The 20,556-nt window shown below is 66.7% G+C and carries 13 protein-coding genes; 2 read left to right on the top strand and 11 right to left on the bottom strand.

Features of this window, described 5'->3' with window-relative positions:
• Positions 1-3: 3 nt before the first annotated feature.
• Genes JYG34_RS12005 through JYG34_RS11955 form a run of 11 tightly spaced genes read right to left on the bottom strand, consistent with a single transcriptional unit; the run spans position 4 to position 18,252 of the window.
• Positions 4-7,116 carry a LamG-like jellyroll fold domain-containing protein gene (locus JYG34_RS12005; protein WP_213660878.1) on the bottom strand — a complete coding sequence of 2,371 codons (7,113 nt, stop codon included), beginning with the start codon at positions 7,114-7,116 and terminating at the stop codon, positions 4-6.
• 23 nt (positions 7,117-7,139) lie between these two features.
• Complete coding sequence (locus tag JYG34_RS12000) at positions 7,140-8,186, bottom strand: Gfo/Idh/MocA family protein (protein WP_213660877.1); 1,047 nt, start codon at positions 8,184-8,186, stop codon at positions 7,140-7,142.
• On the bottom strand, positions 8,183-10,075 hold the full coding sequence (locus JYG34_RS11995) for an asparagine synthetase B family protein (protein WP_213660876.1): 1,893 nt from the start codon (positions 10,073-10,075) through the stop codon (positions 8,183-8,185). The genes JYG34_RS12000 and JYG34_RS11995 overlap by 4 nt, the downstream gene beginning before the upstream one ends.
• Positions 10,072-11,430 carry a UDP-N-acetylglucosamine 2-epimerase gene (locus JYG34_RS11990; protein ID WP_213660875.1) on the bottom strand — a complete coding sequence of 453 codons (1,359 nt, stop codon included), beginning with the start codon at positions 11,428-11,430 and terminating at the stop codon, positions 10,072-10,074. The genes JYG34_RS11995 and JYG34_RS11990 overlap by 4 nt, the downstream gene beginning before the upstream one ends.
• 37 nt (positions 11,431-11,467) lie before the next feature.
• Positions 11,468-12,646 carry a 3-dehydroquinate synthase family protein gene (locus JYG34_RS11985; protein WP_213660874.1) on the bottom strand — a complete coding sequence of 393 codons (1,179 nt, stop codon included), beginning with the start codon at positions 12,644-12,646 and terminating at the stop codon, positions 11,468-11,470.
• A complete protein-coding gene (locus JYG34_RS11980; RefSeq protein WP_213660873.1) occupies positions 12,643-13,917 on the bottom strand; it encodes a DegT/DnrJ/EryC1/StrS family aminotransferase in 1,275 nt (424 codons plus the stop codon). The genes JYG34_RS11985 and JYG34_RS11980 overlap by 4 nt, the downstream gene beginning before the upstream one ends.
• The gene (locus tag JYG34_RS11975) at positions 13,914-14,711 is read right to left on the bottom strand and encodes a glycosyltransferase (protein ID WP_213660872.1); all 798 of its coding nucleotides are present in this window, start codon (positions 14,709-14,711) and stop codon (positions 13,914-13,916) included. Before JYG34_RS11975 ends, JYG34_RS11980 begins: the two co-directional genes overlap by 4 nt.
• Positions 14,704-15,411, bottom strand: a complete 708-nt coding sequence (locus JYG34_RS11970; protein ID WP_213660871.1) for a PIG-L deacetylase family protein — start codon at positions 15,409-15,411, stop codon at positions 14,704-14,706. The genes JYG34_RS11975 and JYG34_RS11970 overlap by 8 nt, the downstream gene beginning before the upstream one ends.
• On the bottom strand, positions 15,408-16,499 hold the full coding sequence (locus tag JYG34_RS11965; protein WP_213660870.1) for a glycosyltransferase family 4 protein: 1,092 nt from the start codon (positions 16,497-16,499) through the stop codon (positions 15,408-15,410). Before JYG34_RS11965 ends, JYG34_RS11970 begins: the two co-directional genes overlap by 4 nt.
• Positions 16,496-17,317: a class I SAM-dependent methyltransferase gene (locus tag JYG34_RS11960; RefSeq protein ID WP_213660869.1), complete on the bottom strand. Its 822-nt coding sequence runs from the start codon at positions 17,315-17,317 to the stop codon at positions 16,496-16,498. The genes JYG34_RS11965 and JYG34_RS11960 overlap by 4 nt, the downstream gene beginning before the upstream one ends.
• Positions 17,314-18,252: an SPASM domain-containing protein gene (locus JYG34_RS11955; protein ID WP_249746257.1), complete on the bottom strand. Its 939-nt coding sequence runs from the start codon at positions 18,250-18,252 to the stop codon at positions 17,314-17,316. The genes JYG34_RS11960 and JYG34_RS11955 overlap by 4 nt, the downstream gene beginning before the upstream one ends.
• A gap of 540 nt (positions 18,253-18,792) precedes the next feature.
• On the opposite strand from JYG34_RS11955, the gene JYG34_RS11950 reads away from it, so the two are divergent.
• A complete protein-coding gene (locus JYG34_RS11950; RefSeq protein ID WP_249746256.1) occupies positions 18,793-19,782 on the top strand; it encodes a kinase in 990 nt (329 codons plus the stop codon).
• Between the two features lie 16 nt (positions 19,783-19,798).
• Positions 19,799-20,518, top strand: coding sequence for a nucleotidyltransferase family protein (locus tag JYG34_RS11945; protein WP_213660866.1), 720 nt, complete (start codon positions 19,799-19,801; stop codon positions 20,516-20,518).
• Positions 20,519-20,556 lie beyond the last annotated feature (38 nt).

Genomic DNA, 20,556 nt, shown 5'->3' with positions numbered 1-20,556 from the left:
GGGTCAGCTGGTGCGGTAGTGCTCTGCTTCGTACTTGCTGGCCATGTAGTTCAGCAAGTCGACCCGCAGTTCGGCCAGTTCGAGGAATTCGTCACTCCCGTACACCTTGGCCGCCGTGTAGAAGGCGGCCCACCAGGGGATCAGGTCCTTGAGCAGGCCTGGGCCGGCGCTGGGGCTCCCCAGCACCGTGTCGATCGCCGTCCCGATCTCCAGGCGAGTCGGGTCGGTCTTGTCCAGTTGCTTGTCGATCACGCTCACCAGCCAGTGGTTGGACGGCAGGTTGGCCGGGGGCGTGATGTTGGGTGCGTTGGTGTCGGCCTTGACCGGCTGGAACGCCGCTGGCACCCGGCTGACATAAGTGGTGCGGTACATCACCCGCCAGGGCTCGCTCGGGTTGTTCATCGCTTCGCGCATGGCGGCAGCCGAGGCGCTGGTGGCGTTGTTCAGCCAGTTCTGGTCCACCACCTGCGCCAATGCGCTGAAGTTGTCGGCGGCCGGCGCCAGCAGGAACGACATGTAGCGGTAGGCGTCGACCTTGCCTGGCGCGGCGTTGGCGCCGTAGCCGCTGAACTTCAGGTTGCCGCCCTCCTGGGTGAGGATCGGCGCGGGCAGGAAGTTGGTCGGGCTGACGTTGCAGCTCAGGGCAAAGCCGTTGGACAGCGCCTCGACCTTGGTCGCGGTCATGGTCCAGGTGTTGCCCAGCAGGGTGTCGGCCTCGATGTAGTAGCCGCCGAACGGCGTGCCGATGTCGGCCTTGAACTCAAGGCCTGCGGCGAAGGTCAGGCTGCTGGTGCCGGTGTAGGTCTCGCTGTAGCTGTTGGCAAAGCTGTGCTCTTCCTTGTGCAGCCCCCCCGCTGCCGTCCACACATAGTTGTTGTAGAGGCTGCGCAGGTTGCGCTGGTTGGCGAAATCGTAGAACTGGTTGGACCTGAGCTTGTCGCGCAGGTTGTCCATGGCCGCCACCGTGCGGTACTTCTTGACGTCGAACTGGTCGTAGTAGGCCTTGAGTTGCTGCTCCTGCTTCTCGATCCTGCGCTTGGTGTCATAGGCTTCGAGCGGCTTGAAGTAGCTGCCGCGCTCATCGTTGGCCTCGGGGTAGTCCGGGTCGTTGACCAGGCCGACCTTGCCGTCCAGGGTGCCGTTCTTCACATAGCGCGGGTTGATCGGGAAGTCGATGATGTTGGTGTCCACCGGGATCGTGGTGTTCGGCGCCAGCACGTAGCCGACGGGGGTCTGGGTGCCCTTGAGCGCCTGCATGTAGAGGTCGGCGGTGGACGACTTGACCAGGGCTATGCCGACGTTGTTCTGGATGTAGCGGCGCCCCACCGTCAGGTTGAGCACCGCGTTGGCCGCCTCCCAGTTGCCGGTGGGGGTCATCGAGGTGGCCAGGCTGACGCTGCTGGAATGGTTCTGCGACACCTCCAGGCCGTCGCCCAGGTTGCCCGACAGCACCATCTTGGCGCCGCCGGTGATGGTGGTTTCCAGCACCATGGTTTCGGCCTCGGCGCCCAGGCCCACCGACACATCGCTCTTGCTCTTCTGGTACAGGCCGCCCTTGAGGTTGAACTCACCGTTGAAGGTCGAGGTCTTGTTGCCGGTGAAGGTCCAGCTCTTGCTTTCGCTCTCCTGGTAGGTGACCGAGCAGGCCGAGGCGTAGTCCGACGCCGGGCCGCCCATGTCGCCGACCCAGTAGGCCAGGGTCTGGTTCTCGCTGGGCAGGGGTGGGCCGCCTTCGATGAAGCCGATGATGGTCGGCTTGCTCTGCACCTGGCCGACGAACAGGGTGTCCAGGTCGCCGACCTTGTAGCCCACCTCCAGCGCCGTCACGCCGTCGCTGCTCTGGTAGAAGTAACCGCGTTTCATCACGCTGAAGATCTTGCCGTAGGCGTCCTTCTCGGCGCTGGCGTACTCGATCACCGAGGGCTGGCCCTGGATCCGCGCGACGTAGTAGTCCGGCGTGCCGCCCAGGGTGTTGACCACGTACTGCGCCTCGTTCTGGATCGGCGCCGCGGCGCTGCTCCACTGCGGCGGGCTGGCGGCCGGGGTCAGGGTGCCGTTGTTGCCGTAGCCGGTAAAATCGAACAAGGTCGGCCCGGAGCCGGCCTCGATGCGCCAGTAGGCGGCCAGGTGCTCCTCGCCACCGGTCAGCGCCTTGTTCATGCTCTCGCGGATCTGCTGCTCGGTCAGGCGCGTGGAGAACAGCCGCACATCGTCGATGCGGCCGCTGTAGGGCAGCGTCAGCGTCGTCCCCTGGCGGGCGCCACCGAAGGTGAACTGGCTGTCCTGGTAGCCGCCGACATCGGCCACCGTCAGGCGCAATGGCAGGCTGCCGCGGCCGTTGACCACCAGGCTGGCCTGGGCCACGTCCTGCCAGATGGTCCACAGCTGGTTGCTGCTCAGTACCAGGGTGTTGTTGCCGGTGAGGTCCTTGGCGTTGGTGCCAGCCATCTCGTCGAAGTCCCAGGCGGCCACCAGGCCATCGGTGGAGGCGGGAGTGAGGCGCAGGGCGTAGGTCTGGGCGATCTGGTCGGTGGCCAGGGTGCGGTTCCACACCCGCACGTGGGAGATCAGGCCCTCGTAGTTGAAGGTGAGGTCGTCGTTGACCCCCAGGTAGAAGGACGAGGTCTGCGTGCGCACCGTGGCCGGGCGTGCCAGGTCGTTGCGCATCTGTTCGGCCACCAGGGCGCCGTTGAGATACAGCCCGGCCCGCACGTAGTACTTCTGCGCCACGTACTCCTTGCTGCCGTTGTCGTTGGCCACGGTGCCGGTGCTGAAGTTCAGCGCCACGTAGGTGGTCACCCCCGCCGTGATGGCGAACTTCACCTCATGGGTGAAGTTGACGGGTGGGTCGTCGTACTTGGGCGGGTCCATCTGCAACTGCACGGTCAGGCACACCTGGCCGAGGGTGTTGATGTACAGCGAATAGCTGCCGTTCTTCTCCAGCAGGATCTGCTTGCGGTTCAACGCCGACGGCGCTATCCAGGCTTCCAGGGCGAAGGTGCTGGAGGGGTTGAAGGCGTCGCCGTCGCTGACCTTGCCGTAGTTGCTGGCCAGCAGCCTCAGCCCGTGCCCCTGGCGCGAAGCCAGCGCGACATGGGTCCAGCCCTTGAGGATGCGGTTGGAGGTCAGCACCAGCTCGTTGCGCCCGGCATAGGGCACCTGGAACGCCCCCTGCGCGTTCCAGGCGGGGCTGGCGGGGTTGATCAGCGTGGCGTCGTACTCGCTGCCGGTGGCGGCCGAGTTGGTGATCACGATGCCGGTGCCTTCGGCCAGGTTCCAGCGGATGCCGAGCATCGAGTCGGTGTCGGCGAAGCCTTGGCTGAAGCTGTTCTGCATCTGGCTGTCGCTCAGCGCCCGCTGCCAGAACGCCACGCCGTTGACCCGGGCCGGCAGGCTGCCGCCCTGGTTGCTGCCCAGCATCAACGCGCCGAGGTCGCCGCTGAAGCTGTTGCTGGCCGTGGCCTTGACTGGCGCTGCGGCGTTGACCGACAGCTTGAGGGTCACCTGCCCCTGCCCGGCCAGTTCCACCACCGCAGTGAGGCAGGCCCAGGCGTTCACGGGTAACGACTGGGCCGTCTGCACTTCACCCGCGTCCTCGAGGAAGGTGAATACCGCCTTGCCATATTCGTTCACCGCCAGTTGCACGTACTGGGCGCTACCGCGCACCTGCGAGACCGACAGCAGCGTGCCACTCAGGCCGCTCTGCGGCAGGTAGACATAGATCTGCAAGGACAAGGCCGGCGGCTTGAAGTTGAACGCGCGGGTCACGTAGGTGCTGTCGCTCATCATCAGCCCCGGCCCTTGCCGTGCGCCGATCATGTATTGCACTGGCAGGTCCGGGTGCTTGCGGCTGCCCAGGACGTTATAGGAAAGCGCCCGCGACGACGGGTTGATGCGGCTGTCGCTCAGGGCCAGCCAGGCTTCCACGGTCAGGTCGTCGGTGATCGCCAGCTGGTCCGAAGGCGAGAACGCCTTGTCGACGTTAAACGCCACGTAGTTGCTCTTGCTCGGCGGGTTCAGGTCGAGGCTGAAGCTCGGTGGCAGCGGCATCCAGCCGCCGTTGACCCCGGGCGTCAGCACCGGGGCGATGCCGCCCGGGTGCACCGAGGTGTTGGTCAGCCGCCCTACCCCACCGTCTGTGGGCGGTGCGTCGACCAGCGCAGCGAACAGCATCGAGCCGCGAATGGCATCGTCCCGGCCATTGAACGCCAGCCGCGCGCCCTGGATGACCGCCGCGCGGGTCAAGGCCTGGGTGGCCATCCCGGGCGCATCGTAGCTTTGCCCCTGGAACAGCACGCGCAGCAGCCCGGCATAGGCGAACGCGCCGCCTTCGGGCGCCGGTGCCGGGGTGTCGACCACGTCGGCGCTCAAGCCATTGCCCAGGGCGTAGATCAAGGTCGCCAGGCCAGTCTGGTAGCCGCTGGGGTAGGCATAGCCGGCCGCGTCGCCATTGAGCACCTTGACGAACCCGGCCTGCTCGCGGGGCACGTCGGGCAGGCTCACGCCGCAGATGAGCACGTTGCACAGCAGCGGCTGCGTGGCGGTACTGACCGTCACCGCGAAGTCCTTCTGCTCGTCGCGCACGAACACCAGCACATGGCTGACCTGCTCGTCGGAGCGCGCCAGGCTCAGGGGCAGCCCGTAGGCGCGGCTGCCGGCGGTGGTCACGGCGCTGTAGTCGTAGTGCGGCGCCTTGCCGGCGAACACGTCGAGCAAGGTGCGCGGCGTCGCCGGCACGGCGGGCCAGTGCTGGTTGAGGGTGGCGCTGGCCGGCCAGCGCGGCGGCGCTGCCATCGTGATGTCGACCACCACGAATTCATCGGTGGCCCCGGCAGCGACCGCCACCGAGGTCAGCGTGACCGGCAACTGCGGCACCGAAGTCAACAGGAAGAAGCTGCCATTGCCGCCCGTGCGGGTGGGCACCAGCACCGCCGGCGCGCTGCCCGCGTAGTCGAAATAGGGCTTGGACTGGTCGAGGACCTGGGGATCGTCCGGGTTGTTGGAGGCAGCGCCGTTCCAGATCTGCGTCAGCTGTGCGATATCCCGTGGCAGGCCCCGCCAGGTTTCCGTGCCGACGCTTTGCGAGGCCTCCACGTGGATGTCGCAGAGCAACTCCGACACGCTCGAGGCGGCGACCGTGATGCGCGTGCTGTTCATGTAGGTGCCGACCCGATGGGCGACGAAGTTGACGAAGCCGCTCTGGGTGGTGTCCGGGGCCACCAGCAGCCGCGCGGCCACCGGGGCCCAGTGCTCGCAGCTCACGCCACGGTACAGCGCCACCGAAGTCGCGGGCAGCTCCAGCGCCGCCGCCCTGGCCCCGCTGCTGCCCCATTGCGTGGTCCAGTCGACGGTGAAGGTGGCGCGCGCCGACTGGGTGGAGAACTGCGCCACGGTCAGCAGGTTGCCATCGCCGGGGTAATACAGGTGCAGCAGGCCGTCGGAACCATCGATCAGGCAGGTGGCCGCGTTCGGGCGGATGAACCCGGCAAGGCCCGCGTAGTAGGTCAGGCCCATGGCGTCGATGTAGAACGCCCCGCTCATGTCGCTGTTGACCGGCGAGGCCGACGGTTCCAGGCGCGCGCCCTGCACCGTCACTTTCACGCCCGAGGCGGCCTGGTTGAGCGTGGTCGGGGGGTTGTCGCTGTAGTTGACGCTGTTGCAGTCCAGTTGCACCGCGGCGGTGCCCGCCACCGTGATGACGAGGCGCTTCAACGCGCCGACGAAGCCGTTGCTGTCCGCCGCCACCAGCGCCATGGCCGTGCCGCAGGGCTCGGCCGTTGTGCTGCAGGGCGTGAGCGGCACCGGCGCGTCGTTCACCGTCAGGGTGAAGGGGTTGTCGCCCTTGCCCGCGTAGCGGATATGCAGGTCGCTCCACACGTCGTTGAACAGCACCTGGTGCAAGGTGCGGCAACTGACCCGCGCGCTGCCATTGCCAAAGCCCACTTCGAGCTTGTCGCCATCGACGATCGAGACGTAGGGCGCGAGGTTCTTCTCTTCGGCCTGGGGCGCTCCGCCCAGCACCTTCAGCCCGTCGCCCTTGACGCCCGGCGCCAACATCAGGCCGATCTCGAACGGCCCCTTGATCGCCAGCGGGTTGGCACCGCTGGCGGGCGCCAGCAGGTTGAGGCTGGACACGCCGTCGAAGCGCAGGTCGAATTCGGCCGGGACGATGTTGGAGGTGACGATCACCCCCGCGAGGTTGGCCATCGTGCCGTTCACGCCAATGGCCGAGTCCAGTGTGACAGTGCCGTCGGCGACGGTCAGGGTGATCATCACCCGGGTGGCGCGGCGCACGCCGATGCTCGAACCGTCAGGCTGCACCACCTTCTCATGCTTGACGTAGGTCACCGCGCGGGGCGCCGAGGTGATCGGCAGCGCGGCGCCGGTACCGGCCTTGGCCACGCCGAAGACACTGTCCGGCTGGATGCGCAGGTCGCTGCCCACGGGTTTGCCGGCCACATCGAACAGGCCATTGTCGGTGGCGGGGAAATTGAACAGTTTGACCGAGGTGGCGCTGGCATCCAGGGCCAGGAACTGCCAGGCGAAACTTTCGCTGCCGGCGATCGGCAGCAGCAGCGCGTCGAAATGGCCGTCGGTCACGCCGGTGATCATCGACAGTTCGAGGGAGGGTTCCAGGAAAGGTTGGCCGTCGGGGTCGAGGAAGTCCTGCTTGTCGGACTTGTCGGCGGGCACGTCTTCCTTGTGGCTGCGGGCATAGCGTACTTCCCATGCCGGTGACAGCTCGTAGTCGGTGGTCTTCTGGTCGGTGCCCGACTTGCTCTTCAGCAGGCGAAAACGGTTCACGTACAGGGTGCCGTTGATGGACTGCTGGATGACCGAGATGTACTTCTGGTCGGTCACCACCCGAAACGGCGCCAGCGACGGCACCAGGGTCGAGGCGTCGCAATCCACGGCGATGATGCTCATACCCACCTGGCGCACCTGTTCGGTGAAGGTCACCGCGGTGAAGCCCGACCAGTCGAGGTCATCGTCGTCGCTGTCGACGTCCTGGCCGAGCACGTCGAAGTAGATGGCCTGCTTGCCCGCCACTTCGCGGCCGAACACCACCACCACGCCCTGGAAATTGACCGATACGATCTGATTGAACTGCTGCACGCTATCCCCTCCCTGTTGATCGGCTATGGCTGCAGGAACACCGGCTGGCCGCTGCGGCTGGATTCGAGAATGGCTTCGGCCAGCTGCACCGCGCGCAGGCCGTCGCGGGCCTGGCACACTGGCGGCGTGCCATGGCGGATGCAGGCATACAAGTGCCTGTGTTCATTGGGGAAGGCGTCGTCGTTGGTGCCCCAGTCGTGCTGCCAGTTCCAGGTGCTGACCGGCTGTTCGGGCCGGTCGTAGCGATACAGGCTCAAGACCTTCTCGCCCCGGGCGTTGGGGAACTGCAGCACGCCCTGCTCGCCGACCACGTCGAAGGTCGGGCGGATCCCGGCGCGCCCCACGCACAAGGGCTCCCAGCCCAGGCCGCTGGCGGCCCAGGACTCCGACCACAGCGCCTGGTCGCCGGAGACGAAATCGATGACCGCGATCACCGTGTCGTGGGCGCTGGTCGGCCCCAGCTTGAGCTTGCGGGTTGAGGCGTAGACCTTGCGTGCCGGGCCGAACATCCAGGTCACGAAGTCCAGCCAGTGGGTGTGTTCGAACACCACCCCGCCGCCCAGCTCGGCATCGTGGATGGCCGGGCTGTCGGCGCCCTTGCACACCGCCCAGACATCCCGCAGCACCACCGGGCGCCCCAGCACGCCGCTTTGCACGACCTTGCGCAGGTTGCCGGCATCGGCGGAAAAGCGCATCGGGTAGCCCAGCAGGAACACCCGCTGGCTGTCCTCGGCCACCCGCACCACCTCCTGGCATTGCGCCGAGGTCTTGGCCAGGGGCTTTTCGCAGAACACGTGCTTGTTGGCCCGCAGCGCCGCGATGGCGAGTTCGGCATGGTTGAAGGGCGGCGTCAGGATCCACACACACTCGATCAGCGGGTCGTCCAGCACCTGCTGGAAGTCCTCGCTCCAACCCGCCACCCGCCACTTCTGCGCCAGCGCCTGGGCCTTGCCCGGCACGCTGTCGCACAGGCAACGCACGTCGAACAGGTCCCTGAGCTTGTCCAGCTCCTCCAGGTGCCAGTCGCACACCGTGCCGCAGCCGATCAAGGCCGTTCGTATCGCGCTCATCCGTTCCCCCGCAAGCTGAAGGCCCGGCTGGTGTCGAGCCATTGTTGAAACATCAGCACCGACCACAACCGCTCTTCCCTGAAGTGCTCGCCGTGGTGCAGCAACCGCTTCCACTCCCACCGCACCTGGGCCACGTCGAAAAAGCCTTCGTCGCGCAGGCGCCCAGGTGCCAGCAGGTGCTCGGCCCAGTCGCGCAAGTGATGGCGCAGCAGCGGGCTCACCCAGATGCTGAAGCCCAGCTTCCTGCGCTCGAGCAAGGCCCTGGGGATGTATTGGTAGGCCACCTGGCGCAGCAGCCACTTGGAGGTGTTCTTGCGGTGCTTGAGGGGGTGGGGCAAGCCCCTGGCGAAGTCCAGCAGCGCCCCGTCGAGAAACGGCATGGCCACCCGCAGGCCGGCGTGATCGCAGGCACCGATGGTCTTCTGCGTCACTGGCGCGATGAGGATTTCCCCCTGCACCTGCACCAACTGGTCGAGCAGCACCGACAACCTGGGTGGCTCTGTGCCGGTCCCCGGCCAGGGAATATCCAGCCAGTCTGTGCCGAGCACCAGGCGCCCGGGGTCCAGCACCCGTGCGCCCAGCACACGCTCCACCTGCCCCAGGCCATTGGCGGCCAACACGCCACGTACATCCTCGAAAGCGTCACGGCCGGGGTCGTCCAACGCCAGGCGTCGACCGAGCCAACGGGCCAGGCTTGTCGCCAGCGGCGTCGAGCACCGTTCGGCCAGCTCCAGGCCGCGGCCCAGTGCAGCCCTGCCCCAAGCTGGCAAGCGGCGTGCACGAAGCACGCTGCGGTACATGTCCAGGCGCTGGGCGTACTCGCCCAGCACGCAATCGGCGCCATCGCCGGCGAACACCGTGTCGACGTACTCGCTGGCGGCGCGGGCCAACAGCATCGAGGGCAGTTGCGACGAGTCGGCCAGGGGTTCGCCATAGGCATTGGGGATTTCAGGCACCACACCTGCCAGCGCCGCGTCATCGAGCCGGATCTCGTGGTGCAGGGTTCCCAGGTGACGGGCAATGGCCGCAGCGTCCGGGGCCTCGTTGCAATGCATGCCCTGGAAGCCTGCGGTGAAGGTGTGGATGGGCTTGCCCTGGATTTTCTGCAGCAGCGCCGCGCCCAGGGTCGAGTCGAACCCGCTGGACATGAAGGCACCTGTCGTGGAGCCGTCCTGCCGCGCTGCGACGGCCGCCAGCAGATGGCGCTCGAAGACCTGCGTGGCGGGCCCTGCCTCGATGGGCTTGCGCTGGGTGGTCGGCAGGTACGCCCAGGATGAAGGCGCATAGGGCTGTTGCGCCACTTCATCGGCGTCCTGGGCCGACAGCGACACCCAGTGGCCGGGCTGCAGCTTGCGCACCTGCCGGTAGAGGGTTTGCGGCGCGGGAACGAAACCGTAGCGCACAAACAGCGCCAGCGTCTGCCGGTCCACTTCCAGTTGCCGGTGCAACGGGCGGAAGGCGCCGAAGTCGCTGCTGAACAACCAGTGCTCATTCAGTCGGCCGTAGAACACCGTGAACTGCGTGGTACGGTCGCAGGCCAGGACCAGCCGCTGTCGCTCGGCGTTCCAGTGCGCCAGGGCGAACTTGCCGTCGATCCTGTTCAGGGTCGCCACTTCGCCCCAGGCCAGGAACGCCTGGGTCAGCAGCTCGTCATCGGTACACGGCTGCGCCGCCAAGCCCAGCCAGTCCTGCAACTGGGCGCGGTTGAGCAGCTCGCCGCACCACAGTGTGTGGCTGTGCGCGGTGGACGGCAGGTGGTCGGCCTCGAGCCCCAGGGCCTGACACATGGGCGACAGCCAGGGCCGCAGATCGCCCACGCCACCGCCCAGCCCACCACACAGGCGCGCAGACGCAGCCTCGGCGGTGGTGACCTGCGCCGGGCGGTTCATTCTGGCACCCGCGGCAGGTACTGTGCCTGGGCCCCCGCCAGCACGGCGGGTGCCTCGTACACCTTGAGCAGTTCGGCGATACCCTGCCCCACGGCCTGGCCATAGAGCGTGCGGCCGCGCTGCAAGCCCGGCCAGGCCTCGGCCACCGGGCGTGTCAGCACATCGCGCAGGTGGCGATGGACAAACGCCGCCGATAGCGGCGGCAGCAGCAGGTTGCTTTGTGCATCGAGCACGGTTTCCGGGCGGTCGGTGCTCAGGCGGCAGGTCAGGCAAGGCACGCCCAGCACCGTGGCCTCCTCTTGCAGGCCGCCGCTGTCGGTGTACAGCGCCAGGCAATGGCCGGAGGTGAGGAAGTGGATGACATCGGTGTAGTGCGGCCACATCGGCTGTACCACCACGCCTTTGAGCCGAACTTCGTCCAACAGGCCGGCAAGCTGATGCTGGACCAGTGCGCCGTCGAGGGCGTTGGTGCGCACCAGCACCACTTGCACACCGTCGATGGCCAGCCGCCCCAGGCCCTGCAGGACCGCCTGCAGGGCCTGGGCGGTCATGTTCTCGCGCCGGTGCAGGTCGACCCGCAACCAATGCCCCTGGGCCAACTCCGGGTACAGGCTGAACAACGGGCTGCGCGCCGCCCGTGGCAGGGCCAGGCGCACCGCGTCGCTGCTCAGCGAGCCGACCTGGCGCAGCTGCGGCAGCGGGTAGCCCTCGCGCAGCAGGTGCTCGACATTGCGCTCAACCGGGGCCAATAGCAGGTCGCCGACCACACTGGCCAGGGTGGTGCAGACCCCCTCGGGGAACGGTTCCTCGCAAAAGCGCTGCCACCGCAGCTGGCGTTGCTCGGCCAGGTCCTGCAGGTTTGTCCAGGCCCCACGGTCCGGCCCATAGCTGCGCAGCCCGGCCTCGATGTGCACGCTGCGCGCGCCATGGGCCAGGTACCAGAACTGGGCGAACATCGCCGCCGTGGCGGTGTCTCCGGACACCAGCGGCACCGCGCTCTGGCGCAGGCCGCCGGCCTTGAGCTGGGCGTCCAGCTTTTCGATGGCCAACGCCAGCTGCGCGGTGCGCCCCAGCAAGGTGCCACGGATGCCGAAGCTCACCGCCAGCAGGTGCTCGTAGCCCAGCTCCTCCCTGGCCTGGGTCAGCACCGGGTCATAGTGCTGGCCACTGTCGACCAGCAGGAACGGCAACCGCACCGCCTCGCAGGCCAGCACCAGGCTGGCCAGCTTGATGTAGCACGGCTTGGTGGCGAGCACGATCAGGTACAGCGGCCGCTGCTCGCGGTTGGCCTGGTCGATGGCATCGGCCAGGCGGGCTTCATCCACCCAGGCCAGGTTGAAACTCGGTTCGGGCATCACGCCATTCCTTATCGCCAGCGGTGGTCAGGATGGGTCACTCGGCAAGGCGCAGCGCGGTGTAGCAACCCGCTTGCAACTTGGCATAGGCCCGACGGATCTCACCTTCATCCACCCCTACCAGCGGCTGCCCCTGGCTCATGGCGGGCCGGCCGATGCCGCGCAGCAGCACGAAGGGGTATTGCCCGGCGTTCAGGCGAATGCGCCCGCGCTTGTTGTCCTGGCGCAGGCGCGTCATGACCTGGTCGAACGACGGCGGGCTTTCCAGGCCCAAGGGCGCACCGCAGCGCAGCAACAGGCGGGCATGCAGGTGTTCTTCCTGTTCGCTGAGCCAGCCACGTTCCCGGGCGATGGCGGCGGCCACCAGCATCCCCAGGCCGACGGCATGACCATGGGTCAGGCTGCCGGTCTCCAGTTCCAGGGCGTGACCAACGGTGTGGCCATACTCCAGCACCACGCCCAGCTCGTGCTCCAGCGGGTCGTCCAGCAGCAGTTGCTGCTTGGCCTGGATCCCCAGCTGGACCAGCTCGATCCAGCCGGCCGGCGACGTATCCGCCGCCAGGCGTTCGAGCGCCGGCACGGTCGCGGCATCGAAGGCCAGGCCGTTCTTGCACAACTCCACCACCCCGGCGGAGAACGCCGGCGCCGGCAGGCTCTGCAGGTACTGCACATCGACGCAGCACAGGCTTGCCGGGTGGTACAGGCCGTACATGTTCTTCGCCCCGGTGCCGTTCACCGCCTGCTTCTGCGACAGCACCGAGTCGGACATCGCCAGCAACGTGGTGGGGATGTGCACCAGGCGGATACCGCGATACAGCAGGCCAGCCAACATGCCGGCCAGGTTGCCGGTCAGGCCGCCGCCGAACGCCACCACCACGGAGCGCCGGGTCGCGCCACCGGCCACGGCCTGGTCGAGCAAGCCCTGCAGCACGCCGAGGGTCTTGGCCGCCTCGACCGCTTCCACCAGCAGGCAGGTCACCGGCAAGTGGCGTTGCAGGGCGGCGAGCAACGGCGCGCCCCACAGTTCGTAGACCCGTCGATCGGCCACCAGCAGGATATGCGCGGCCTGCTCGCTGACCCGCTGGGCAATCTGTTCGGTGAAGCGGTAGCCCAGCAGCATTTCCATGCGCCGCTCGCCGAAGCGGAAGTCCAGGGCGCGCACTGCCTGCTCCTGGGTCGAACGCCGCGCCGGTACATCCTGTAGAAGCGAATTCATTGCCCATCTCCTTGACCTGCACGCAGTTCGTGCGCGTGCTCCTTGACCTTGGCGAACGCCTGCGCGACATGGACCATGGCCAGGTCGTCGGCGAGGAACAACCAATGGGCCAGCATCACATGCTGGCGCTGCGCGGCATGGGCGCATCGCAGCGGTTGCGGCACCCGCGGTGCGGTCAACAGGCGCTGGGAATGGCCGGGGGCGAGCACCGCGAACGCGTCCATCGGCGGATAAGGCGGGTGCACCCAGCAGCCCAGCTCGGCGGACAGCGCCCGGCACACTTGCTCTATCGCCACGCCCTCGAACTCAGGGCCCTCCAGGCGCACCGGAAAGTGGTACAGGGTGGTCCGCTCGGTGCCTTCGGCGCTCTTCTGGAAAGCGAACCCGCCAATCTCCTGGAGGAACAGGCGCAAGCGTTGGGCCTGGCGGGCGCGCTGGGCGTTCTCGTGGTCCAGGTCTTCCAGGCGGCTGAGCAGGATCGCTGCCTGGGGTTCACTGAGGCAGGCGTTCTGGGCAAAGCCCTGGCCGCCCTCCTCCAGCGTCATGTAGCCCGCCGACACCGCATCGGTGACCCGTTGCCGACCGTCCGCGCGCAGGCGAAAGATCCGCGCGGCCAGGTCAGGGTCGTCGCAGATGCAGGCGCCGCCCTCGCCACTGGTCAGTACCTTGCCGTTCTGCATGCTGAAGGTGCCGACCGCGCCAAGACTGCCCACATGCCGCCCCCGCCACTGGGCGCCATGGGCCTGGGCGCAATCCTCGATCAAGTGCAGGCCGTGGCGCCGGGCCATCGGCAGCAGCGCATCCAGGTCGGCGATGGCGTTGTACAGGTGCACCACCATGATCGCCCGGGTGCGCGGGCCGATCGCCGCCTCCACCGCATGGGGGTCGAGGCACAGCGAATGGGGGTCGATATCGACGATGACCGGCACCGCGTTGATCGCCAGCACCGCGCTGGCACAGGCCACCCAGGTCAGGCCCGGGACGATCACCTCGTCCCCGGCGCCGATGCCCAGGGCCTGCATGGCCGCCATCAGGGCGCTGGTGCCGTTGGCCGTGGGCACACAGTGGCGCACGCCGTTGTAATGGGCGAAGGCTTCGGCGAAGCGCTGGTCCCAGGTCGGGCTGCCGTCGGTCTCCAGGCCGCTGACCGACCAGCGCCCGCTGCGCATCACCGTGAGCAGGGCACGCTCACTTTTCACCGTGGACTGCGGCCATTGTGGCCAGGCCTGGCTGTGCACCGCAGTGCCACCGAACAGTGCCAGGCCGCTCATGGGTGGGCTCCGGCGCTGGCCTGGGTCGGGCCGCTGGTCTGACGCAGGTTGGACACGCCGCCCAGGTAGTAGCGCACGGTGGCGCGCTCGGAGCAGGCGAACTTCACCCCACGCTCGCGCACCCGCTGGAACAGCTTGTCGTCTTCACCGACCCGCAGGTCCACCTCGCGCTGGCTGAAGCGTTCGTCGAAGCCCAGGTTGCGCAGGCACTCGGTGCGGAACAGCCATTCGTTCATGTCCACGGTGGCGCAACTGTCGGGCTCTTCGGGGCCACGCACACCATCGCGCATCACCGGGCTGCCGGGGCTGAAAATACCGTGGGCCAGGCCCCAGCGGTACATCCTGTTGGCCACCACCGGATCGTCGTGCCAGGGGTAATGGGTGAACGGGAACGGCGTGCCGTCCGGGTTGAGCACCTGGCGCCAGGCATGGGCCGCCTGCAGCTGCGGGTCTTCCAGGCACTGGCAGAGGGTCTGCAGATGCTCGGGCTCGAGTGCGTTGTCATCATCGAGGAACGCCACCAGCGGTTGCTCCACCTGGGCCAGCGCCGCGGCCCGCAGGCGCGCCATGCGCTGAGAGGAAGCACCCTGGAAAGGCTGCCCTTCGAGCGGCTGCCACACCACCCACTCCCGCCATCCCACCAGCGCCGGATGCGCCTGCAGTGCCAGGACCCGCTCGGACAGGATACGATGCTCGACACGCAGGCCGCCCTGCTGCGCGGCGACGCTGGCAATACAGCGCGCCAAGGCCTGCGGGCGATCCACGGCAAACGTCAGGATACAGATGTCAGCCAAGGGTCCAGACACGTTCACCTCCAATCAAATGAGCATGGGTTGCCACCGAGGCCAGGTCTTTTTCCGCCACCTGGGAGGCATAGCCGGCCAGGTGCCTGAGCTTTTCCGGCAGCCAGTCGGCCACCGGCGTGAGCAACGGCTGCAAGCCTTGGGCGGCGCGCGCCAATTGCTGCGCCAGTGCGTCTGCCGACAACTCGCCGGCATAGGGCAAGTCTTCATAGAACAGCAGCGGGCAGACCTCGGCGAACACCCGCTGCGCGGCCCGGCGCGTGAGCAGGTGGTCGACATGCCCGCCTATCCCCAGTGGCGCATAGACCCTGGCCGGCCGGGCCTGCTCCAGGCACTGGCGCAGCCGCTGTTCCAGGCGTTCGAGCACCGGGTCGTCAGGTGGCTCGCCGTCGACGATGAACAGCGAATCGACATCGGGGTAGCCGCGCAGCGGGGCTTCGGCCAGGTCCAGGCACTCGTGGGCCAGGTGCAGCGCGGCGCAGAAACGCGCTTCTTCTGCCTGGCGCCAGCTGGAAATCTGCGCCTGGGTATTCAGCGTCGGCGCGTAAGGGGCGAAACGGCTCTGGGAAAAGATCGTCAGCAGGCGCACGCCCTGCCCTCGCTCCGCCCCGCTCAGCAAGCGCCCCGCCAACGAATAGGCGATGTCGTCGCAGTGGGGCGACAGCAGCCAGGCCTCACCCTGGCCGCTCATTGCCGCGGACCTGCCGCCAGCACACGGGCATAGGCTGCGTTCAGGGTGGCCAGCGCCCGGGCTGGGGCGAACTGCTGCTCGAAACGCTCGCGCAACTGCTCGCCCAGCATCTTCCGGCCCTGGCCATTCAGTGCCTGCGCCAAGGCATCGGCCATGGCGCGGGTGTCGCCGACCGCCGTCAGCCACGGATACGCCTGCCCGCACACCCAGCGCGCACCGCTGGTCGCCGAGGCCACCAGCGGCCGGCCCCTGGCCGCCAGTTCCAGGAGTGCGACCGGCGCGCCTTCGAACAGTGAGCTCAGCACGAACACATCGGCGCTCGCCGCCACGTCATCGATACCACCGAAGGGCTCGAAGCCGCCGGCAAACTCCACCGCTGCCTCGATGCCCAGCATCCGCGCCAGGTTTACCAGGCGCTCCAGATCCTCGCCTTCGCCCCAGAGGCGCAAGGTGGCGCGTGGGCAGCGCTCCAGCAGCAAGGCGAACGCCGCCAGCAGGAACTCCAGGCCCTTTTCCGCCGACAAGCGCGAAATGCACCCCACCACCTGCCCCGACCCACGGCGCGCCGAAACCTTGGCGGGAACACTGAGCAAAGTGTTGGCCAGTACGCTGACGCTCCCACGGTAGGCGTAGTGTTCATGGGCGTGAATGGCGGCTTCGGGATTGAGCACCAACAGCCCGTCGAGCTCATTCAGGCGTTGTTTCAACGTGTTCGGCAGCCACCAGCAGCGGGGGCTCAGGTCGGTGGGTTCCCAACCGATGACCGGCACCGCCGTGCGCCGCTCCAGCCACGCCAGGCAATGGGCTTCGATGGGCATGAACTGGATCAGGTCGGCGGGCCGTGCCGCCAGCAGGCACGCCAAGGTGCCGACCATCGCCGTCGCGCTGCCATCCGCATCCTGAACCACGCTCAGGCCCTCGACCTGCAACAGTGCCCGCCATGCCGGGTGCACTTCAGGCCCGGTGAGCAAACGCACACGATGACCGTCGCCAGCCACCAGCCGGGCAAAGGTCACGGCCGCATATTCACTGCCGCCCAAGCTGGCTAGCGAGGGCACCACCCAGATCAACTCCAGCGCAGGTTTCATGGGCGCACCAACTGAAAAAAGCCGCCCTGTTCACCCGGCACGCCATCAAGGTCACGCCCACTGATGCGCTCGACCGCGAAGCCCGCCCGTTGCGCGGATTCGAGCAGTTCGGCATTGCTGTGGTTGCGCTGGCGGATGGTCTTCCAGTCGCGCCGCGCTTCGCGCCCCTGGGCATCGATGAAACTGTACAACTGGTGGCTGACCAGCCAGCGGCTCTCGGGGTCATACTCCTCCCACCCCATCATCGCCACATGCAATGGCCCCTGCTCACTGGCGATGCCTGCCGACAGGCCATGGCTCTGCATCGGCTTGGGGAAGGGTGCTGCAGCCGCAGCAAGGCGGACCGCCGAGCGGTCACGCATATCGGTCAGCAACTGGCCACCGGGACGCAACGTGGAATGGGCGATCGCCATGAAGCGCTGTAACTGGTCGAGATCGAAATGGGTCACGAAATCATCGGCGGCGACCAAGGCGTCGAAAGTCTCCCGCAGGGGTTCGTCGAGCACGCTGCCGTGGGCCCAGCTCAAGCGTGCCCGGACCTGTGGCGCGAGGGCTGCGGCCTTGGCGGACAGGTAGCCAAGCATCGCCTCGCTGATGTCCACCCCGTGCACCCTGTGGCCATCCTCCAGCAGCGGCAGGGCCAGGCGCCCGGTGCCGCAACCGATGTCCAGCACCTGGCGCGCCGGCCCGCGCAGTTGCTCACGGTACCAGGCGATGGTGTTGGCGGAGTCGGCGTCTCCGGCGCTGGCATCGAACAAGGCCGGGTCGTAGAAGTTCGCCAGCCAGGGTGGGTCAAGGGTCATGTCACGAAGGTTCATAGGGTCACCCTGTAGTTGGCCCACTCAGGCTCCAGCCAGTCTTCCAGGTCCATGTAGCGGCGCTCGTAGCACCAGTTGCAATCGGCGCACTGCTTGATGGCCGGCCCGCCCAGGCGCTGGTGATGCTCGGCGCGCAACTGGCGCATTTCGGGGCCATTCCAGAAGGCCGCGAAACCGCCCTGCTGCCAGTCACCAAAGGTGAACTCGTCGCGGCCGTTGAGGTGGTCGCAGAAACCCAGGCGCCCACGGCTGTTGATGTAGAGGTATTGCCAGGGGTGGATGCAGACCTTGCTTACGGCGTGGTGCTGGATGCTGGCCGCGGACAGCGCCGCCGACAGCTCGAGTTGCAGGTGGTGCCGACGTTGCAGCTGACCGAGTCGGGCCATCACCGCGGTGACCTTTTCGGTATGGAACTCCAGGCGGTTGGGATCTTCGTCGGGCGCCCACAGCGGCTCGAACTTGAACCGGCGCACGCCCAGCTCCATACCCAGGGAGATGATGGCTTCGAGTTCGTCGAGGTTGCGCCCGCTGACGGTCACGCACAGGTAGAGTTTTTCTGCCGGGTCATGCCCGGCCTCGCGCTGGGCCTCGGTGAGCAGGCACAGGTTGCCCAGCACCTGCCGAAGGTCGGCGCCACCACGCAGTTCGCGAAACAGCGGCGCCGTGGCGGCATCGAACGAGACGCCAACGGTGATGCCCTCATGCCCCAGGCGCTGCCACAGCTGCGGTTTGCGCACCACCGCGTTGGTGATCAGCTTGAGCTTGACCGGATAGCCCAGCGCCACGTCCAGGTAGTCGAGAAAGCCAGGCACGATGGTGCTCTCGCCCCAACCACGCAGGTCGACGAATTCGGCGGTGGGAAACAGCGCGGCCGCCATTTCCTTGAACATCGGCAATGGCAGGATATTGCCTTTGACCGGGCTGCACCGACACATCGGGCACACCAGGTTACAGCGGTCCGTCAATTCGACGTAAATAGCACGCGGTAGTTCGGCATGGGTCACCGGATCACTACAGGCACTTTTAAGCTGAATAAACTGAACATTATCAGTCATCACCGAACGCCCCTACTTCCCTGTTTGTCCGCGGGACCAAGAATTTGACCCTTCCCTAGCCTCGAACCTGAAAACTTCCTGCCTGCCAGGTGCGCGGTGAAGTTCTACGATAGCACTGGTTTTCTGCGCTGCAATATTTGTCCAACACATGGGAAAGCCGCAAAAACCCTGCCGACAAACGGCGCGAGGAAGGGCTTGAAGCCCTGCTAAGCTGGGCATTCAGCGCGCCATAAACGTGCAGATAAACTTCGCGGCGATTAGTGCTTTTTATATATCACCAAGACGATAGTCTCATCACTTAGGCAGGGAACTCGCTTAAGTAAAAACCGCAATGGATGGCGCTTGCATTGTGCGTCGCCCGCATAATGAATCACGCCCCCACATACACAGTTGTATATTGGGAGTCGTTTGCCTGTGATCATGACCCGCACGCCTTATCGTATTTCGTTCTTTGGCGGCGGCACGGATTATCCCGCCTGGTACAAAGCCCATGGCGGCGCGGTACTGTCCACCGCCATCGACAAGTATTGCTATATCAGCTGCCGCCACCTGCCGCCGTTCTTCGAACATCGGTTCCGAATAGCCTATTCACGGATCGAGAACGTGATGCACCCCCGCGAGATCGAACACCCCGCGGTGCGCGCCGTGTTGCAGTACCTGGGCTGCGAGGACGGCCTCGAGATCCATGTCGACGGCGACCTGCCGGCACGCTCGGGCATGGGCTCCAGTTCCTCCTTCACCGTCGGCCTGCTGCATGCGTTGAAGGCCCTGCACGGCCATGCCATCGCCCGTGAAGCACTGGCCAGGCTGGCCCAGCATGTGGAGCAGCAGGTCATCGGCGAAAGCGTCGGCTCCCAGGACCAGGTCGCCGCCGCGGTCGGCGGTTTCAACCGTATCGACTTCCTGCGCGGCGATGGCGGTTTCACCGTCACCCCGGCCGCTGTGCCAAAGCCTCGTCTCGAGGCGCTGCAAGCCCACCTGATGCTGTTCTTCACCGGTTTTTCCAGGATCGCGGCCAAAGTTGCCCAATCGAAGATCGACAACCTGGGCAACCGGCTCGCTGAGCTGACCCGCCTCCATGCCATGGTTGACGAGGCACTCGCCATCCTCCAGGGCCCAGGGCCGCTGGAGGCCTTTGGCGAGTTGCTGCATTGCAGCTGGCTGCTCAAGAAAAACCTGTCGAACCAAGTCAGCAATCCAGACATCGACCACCTCTACACCATCGCTCGGTCGGCAGGCGCCATTGGCGGCAAGCTGCTGGGGGCCGGCGGAGGCGGTTTCATGCTGCTGTTCGTCAAGCCCGAGTTGCAGGCCCAGGTCCGCGAAAGCCTGCGCGACCTGGTGCATGTGCCTTTCCGGTTCGAGCAGTCCGGCAGCCAGTTGATGCGCTACCAGCCAAGTGCCCTCTGACACAGGAGCCCACGACATGTCCATACGTACCGCAGTGGTTCTGGCCGGTGGCCTGGGCACTCGCTTGCGCAGCGTGGTCAGCGATGTACCCAAGCCGATGGCGCCCGTCGCCGGGCGACCGTTCCTGGAGTACCTGTTCGACTACTGGATCGACCAGGGCATCGAGCGCTTCGTGCTCTCGGTCGGTTATCGCCACGAAGCGATCGTCGGGCACTTCGGTGAACGCTACCGTGGTGCCACGCTGCACTATGCGAGGGAACCGCAGCCCTTGGGCACAGGTGGTGGGTTGCTGATGGCGCTCGAACACCTGACGGAGGCCGACGAGAACTTCCTGCTGCTCAATGGCGACACCTGGTTCACCCTGGACCTGGCCACGCTGCAGCAATTTGCCGAGCAGCATCACGCAGACTGCTGCCTGGCGCTGTATCGCAATGGGGAACCTCGGCGGTACACGGGCATCACCGTGGATGACAACGGTCATGTCCTGGCCTTCGCCCATGCCCGCGCCGATGCGGGGGCATGGGTCAACGGCGGGGTCTACTGGATGCGCCGGGCGTGCCTGGAGTACCTCGCCCATCGTGCCGGGCAGGCCGCTTCGTTGGAGGAACAGTTGCTGCCGCAGTGGTTGGACAGCGGGTTGAACGTGCTGGGGTTCGAGGCGTCGGGGCGGTTTATCGATATCGGGGTGCCCCATGATTATCAGCGGGCGGGGGCGTTGATCAATGCGTCGCGCTAGGGGTGTTCGACGAAGGTTTTGCAGTGTTCATGAGATCG

Origin of the sequence: Pseudomonas entomophila, from assembly GCF_018417595.1 — a bacterium.
Classification (GTDB): domain Bacteria; phylum Pseudomonadota; class Gammaproteobacteria; order Pseudomonadales; family Pseudomonadaceae; genus Aquipseudomonas; species Aquipseudomonas entomophila_C.
This window is presented reverse-complemented; position numbering and strand designations above follow the sequence as displayed.

Bases quoted from the DNA above. Each gene is read 5' to 3' on its own strand.
- JYG34_RS12000 (WP_213660877.1), bottom strand. From the start codon at position 8,186: ATGAGCGCGATACGAACGGCCTTGATCGGCTGCGGCACGGTGTGCGAC.
- JYG34_RS11995 (WP_213660876.1), bottom strand. From the start codon at position 10,075: ATGAACCGCCCGGCGCAGGTCACCACCGCCGAGGCTGCGTCTGCGCGC.
- JYG34_RS11990 (WP_213660875.1), bottom strand. From the start codon at position 11,430: ATGCCCGAACCGAGTTTCAACCTGGCCTGGGTGGATGAAGCCCGCCTG.
- JYG34_RS11985 (WP_213660874.1), bottom strand. From the start codon at position 12,646: ATGAATTCGCTTCTACAGGATGTACCGGCGCGGCGTTCGACCCAGGAG.
- JYG34_RS11980 (WP_213660873.1), bottom strand. From the start codon at position 13,917: ATGAGCGGCCTGGCACTGTTCGGTGGCACTGCGGTGCACAGCCAGGCC.
- JYG34_RS11970 (WP_213660871.1), bottom strand. From the start codon at position 15,411: ATGAGCGGCCAGGGTGAGGCCTGGCTGCTGTCGCCCCACTGCGACGAC.
- JYG34_RS11965 (WP_213660870.1), bottom strand. From the start codon at position 16,499: ATGAAACCTGCGCTGGAGTTGATCTGGGTGGTGCCCTCGCTAGCCAGC.
- JYG34_RS11960 (WP_213660869.1), bottom strand. From the start codon at position 17,317: ATGAACCTTCGTGACATGACCCTTGACCCACCCTGGCTGGCGAACTTC.
- JYG34_RS11955 (WP_249746257.1), bottom strand. From the start codon at position 18,252: ATGTGTCGGTGCAGCCCGGTCAAAGGCAATATCCTGCCATTGCCGATG.
- JYG34_RS11950 (WP_249746256.1), top strand. From the start codon at position 18,793: ATGACCCGCACGCCTTATCGTATTTCGTTCTTTGGCGGCGGCACGGAT.
- JYG34_RS11945 (WP_213660866.1), top strand. From the start codon at position 19,799: ATGTCCATACGTACCGCAGTGGTTCTGGCCGGTGGCCTGGGCACTCGC.